The sequence below is a fragment of the Azospirillum mesophilum genome, from assembly GCF_053470405.2.
In genome coordinates this window covers 1-3,847 of record NZ_JBPXMQ020000091.1, presented here as the reverse complement: position 1 = coordinate 3,847, position 3,847 = coordinate 1, and the positions used below count along the sequence as shown (strand labels likewise).

Genomic DNA, 3,847 nt, shown 5'->3' with positions numbered 1-3,847 from the left:
CGCAAAGCATAGCGTCGCATCGGTCGGCCCTCCCGTCAGCCGACGCTCTATGAATCACGCATTCCGCCCGCTGGGAATCCCCTAACTGACGACACGCCCTAGGTCCGCCCGCGTCTCGATTTCCGCGCAGGCCAAGACGTGTTCGAGGTTGCCGAGCATGGCGTCCAGCGTGTCCGGCACGTTCGGCTCCTGGCTGGCGCAGCGCTTGGCGAGCTGCTGGTAGGCGTCTAATACCAGAGCCGGAAACTTCTGACTCATGGCTGTTGTGGCTTGCGGTTCAGCGTCGGTGGTGATTCCCTGTGCTGGGACTCACCATTGAGCGAAGCGCCGTCATGCCCGCCCTGACGATCCGCACCGATCTGACCTCCGAAGACCTGCGCCGGCTGGCCCGCGGTGAGACCGACAGCCGGATTTGCCGGCGCCTCCTGGCGCTCGCCATGGCGCTGGACGGCGTCAGCCGGGAGGAAGCGGCCCGGCAAGCCGGCATGGACCGGCAGACGCTGCGTGATTGGATTGTACGCTACAACGCTGAAGGCGTGGACGGCTTGCGGGATCGGGCACGCCCTGGCCGCCCGCCGCTGCTAGCCGAAGCGCTGGAAGCGGAACTGGCCGACCTGATCGCCGCCGGCCCGGACGTCGAGCGGGATGGCGTCGTCGAATACCGGGTCCGGCACATCCGCGAGTTGGCCCTGCGGCATTTCGGGGCGGACTACAGCCGCACCGGCATGCAGGACCGCTTGCACCGAATGAAGCTGTCCTTCCTCACGCCGCGCCCGCTCCACCCCAAGACCGACGCGCCGGCCCAGGAGGCGTTTAAAAAAACTTCGCCGACCGCCTCGCCGCCCTCCGCAAGGCCCACCCCGAGGCCAGCGCCGTGGAGGTCTGGTTTCAGGACGAAGCCCGCATCGGCCAGAAAGGCACCCTGACCCGGCGCTGGGCGCCACGCGGCAGTCGGCCGCGCGCCGTGCGCGATCACCGCTTCAAGTCGGCCTATCTCTTCGGCGCGGTCTGCCCCGCACGCGACACCGGAGCCGCCCTCGTCATGACGCGCGCCAACACCGAGGCGATGACCCTCATGCTGGAGGAGATCAGCCGCACCGTCGCCCCCGGCGCCCATGCCGCCGTGGTGATCGATGGGGCGGGATGGCACACCAGCGGCGATCTCGCCGTGCCGGCTAACATCACCCTCGTGCCGCTCCCGCCCTACAGCCCGGAACTGAACGCGATCGAGAGGCTCTGGCAGTTCATGCGCGACACCCTGCTGTCCCACCGGCTCTTCACTGACCTCAACGCCATCCTCGACGTTTGCTGTCGCGCCTGGAACCGCATCCTCGCCGAACCCGGCCGCATCCGCTCCACCTGTGGTTATCCGTGGGCCTTGCAGGTCGAAATTTAACGGCTTTGGTATAACAGGGGCGGCAGGGAATGGGCAGCAATGCGCATAAAATGGGCTCCGGCAATCGGGAGCCCAAGCGCGGTGCCGTCGTCATAGAGTCGGGTGGCGGGGTCCGCTGCCATTGGTCCGGAGTCCCGCGCCTGGGCCTAGGATTTTTGACCTCAATCGCCTACCAAATCCTTATCGTTAGGAACGCCTCCAAAGTTTGTCCTACTTTTTGCGTCGACCTGTCGGACTGACGTGTCAGGCAGCGTTATTGTGGGCCACCACCGCCTGTCACCAACTCCGAGTCACACTCGATCACGAAAAGCAGGGTACACGCTTGGCGAAATCCCGTAGTGTTAAGTTGATCTTGGCGTGAATTTTTTTGATCATCCTTAGAAATCGTCAAGGCCTTGCAAAATAACTGTGGCTGGATACACGTTAACATCTCCGACCTTATTCGCATCTGTGATAATACCAGCAAACCCAAGACATGTCTGACCGCTGATGTCGCGGTATATAAAGAATACCGGAGCACCGCTATATCCGTCCAATTCATAAGCATCTAAACGATAACTTGCATGAGCCTTCAGAGGTATACGGTCTGGCAAATCCCATGCCGTTGCGGCACGCCTTTCAAGATACAATCGACTCCAGTACGAGCCGATCCTGAGGTTTACAAATTCATAATCCGAGTTAAATTCGGGCTCATATTCTGTGTTATTTGAAGGATAGCCAATAGAAAATATAGCAATAACGTCTCTATATGTAGCTATATCTGGATTATCGCTCCAGTTGATATTCAGGAAATATCCGTCTATGGCCCTGCCCTCGCGCTCAGAGTCATAGCGAAGGATGATTATATCTTCGATTTTTTGATCGGTGTCGCTACAAATTGGAGATCCAGCCTCGTTCGGCGTAAGCCCTACCCACTTATCTCCTTCAGATATTATTAAATGAGCACTTTCCACTTTCCTCCTATTTTCCTCCTTTCCTAGCTGGTGCTCGCTGAATACAACAAAGTTGCGGTTCCGATGCCGAAATCTAAAGGAACTTCCAACGGGCGAAACGTCATAAGCAGAATGGTCGTTCCCAAATACCATCGGCATACAGTACTTTGACAAGAAGTTGACCGCATATTTGAAAGGCACCATGATTCCGTTTACACGGATGGAGAGCTTGTCAATGCTCATCAGCTGTAGATCAGTATGCTGAAACATAATTCACCTGTTTGTTATGCGACGGAAAGGCGAACCATATATGCGATGAGTAAGCGTAGACTGATGCGGTTGAAATGTTGTTACCATCAACAGGTGATTGCTCACGCACAGTTGACGCACCAAGAGAAATGATGCTCCATGCCCCCGTGCATACATCCTTCTCATCTCCGCTCTTGCCCTCTACGCTGTGATGTACCACGAGCAGGCGGTCGCACTGGTGTCCGTGCCGGTCGCCATCACCACACTGCTCTCCGACCGCTCCGACAGCAGCCGCTGAAGCTCGGCCTTATCCAACTCGACCGGGTAGGCGTTGCCCTCCTGCCACCCCAGCCTGACAACGCAGTACGCCGCTATCAGATCCTTGAGCAGCAGGCCGCGCGACCGACGCGACATAGGCAGGCCTTCGCCGCGCCGACATCTTCACGGCCGTCCACCACATCACAGCCAGCCTCACCCGATGGCGCTTCGTTTGGAAATGGTTCTGCTAGGCGCTCTCAGTGAAAAGGCGGAGTGAGCCGACGCGTTGGAAACGCTCGGCTCACATTGTTTACGGGATGATCTTGTAGGCACTCCGCAAGGCAGTCCGGGCGCCCCCATCCATTCAGACGGCTGACTCTGTTGATCCATCGTGACGCCATCTACTCGCTGACGTGCTCACAATGCTATACGTCGAGCGATCGCCGCTTATCGTTAAACCACCATCCGACAATAAGCTCGTCTTTCTGTAATTCAGGCGCCAGTTTCTCAGCGGTGATAATAATTTGATGTCGAGCCTTAAGTTTTAGGCTGCGATTGAATACAATCTTCTGGAAATGATGCACGCGCTCGACTTCCATTCCCTTGTCTTCTATGCCATCCAAGAAAAGAAGACGGGGGAACATGAACCTTCCGTCTTTAGATGACGCCTCCAGGATTGAATACATAAATGTATTTTTTAGGTAAACAGTGGAGCTTGCCGAGAAGCGGTTAATGCCGTCCACTGATACAGTATCCTTAGAAAATGAAAATCCCACATGTTTAGCCGTGCGGAACGTATCTTGCCTATCAAGATCAATGTTTAGAATTTGGCGAGCAACTTCCGATATCTCGGTAGCCGCTTTGGATCTCTGCTCGAACATTTGGTTCTTGAACGACTCTCGTTTGTCGTTCAGAGTCCGTTTGACAACCTGTTCAGTGGCAGACACGCCGGAGTAGCAGGCTTGCCATGGCGAGTTGTATCATGCCGCTGGAGACGTCGATCCGGGCTTCA

General features: G+C 56.7%; 5 protein-coding genes. 1 reads left to right on the top strand and 4 read right to left on the bottom strand.

What is annotated here, in order from left to right; all coding sequences use genetic code 11:
* Positions 1-81: 81 nt before the first annotated feature.
* Positions 82-258, bottom strand: a complete 177-nt coding sequence (locus tag ACSVC7_RS32440; protein WP_448208720.1) for a hypothetical protein — start codon at positions 256-258, stop codon at positions 82-84.
* Positions 259-332: 74 nt separating this feature from the next.
* On the opposite strand from ACSVC7_RS32440, the gene ACSVC7_RS32435 reads away from it, so the two are divergent.
* Positions 333-1,396, top strand: a protein-coding gene (locus tag ACSVC7_RS32435) for an IS630 family transposase (RefSeq protein WP_448208721.1) whose coding sequence is annotated in 2 segments (ribosomal slippage) — positions 333-816 and positions 816-1,396 — 1,065 coding nt in all. Because the reading frame shifts where the segments join, the coding sequence is not laid out codon by codon here.
* A gap of 377 nt (positions 1,397-1,773) precedes the next feature.
* Here ACSVC7_RS32435 and ACSVC7_RS32430 read toward each other — a convergent pair.
* The 3 genes from ACSVC7_RS32430 to ACSVC7_RS32420 all read right to left on the bottom strand — a co-directional run bounded on the left by ACSVC7_RS32430 (position 1,774) and on the right by ACSVC7_RS32420 (position 3,716).
* Complete coding sequence (locus ACSVC7_RS32430; RefSeq protein WP_448208722.1) at positions 1,774-2,571, bottom strand: hypothetical protein; 798 nt, start codon at positions 2,569-2,571, stop codon at positions 1,774-1,776.
* A 207-nt stretch (positions 2,572-2,778) separates the two neighbouring features.
* Positions 2,779-2,991, bottom strand: coding sequence for a hypothetical protein (locus tag ACSVC7_RS32425; protein WP_448208723.1), 213 nt, complete (start codon positions 2,989-2,991; stop codon positions 2,779-2,781).
* A 269-nt stretch (positions 2,992-3,260) separates the two neighbouring features.
* The gene (locus ACSVC7_RS32420; protein WP_448208724.1) at positions 3,261-3,716 is read right to left on the bottom strand and encodes a hypothetical protein; all 456 of its coding nucleotides are present in this window, start codon (positions 3,714-3,716) and stop codon (positions 3,261-3,263) included.
* Between the last annotated feature and the right edge of the window lie 131 nt (positions 3,717-3,847).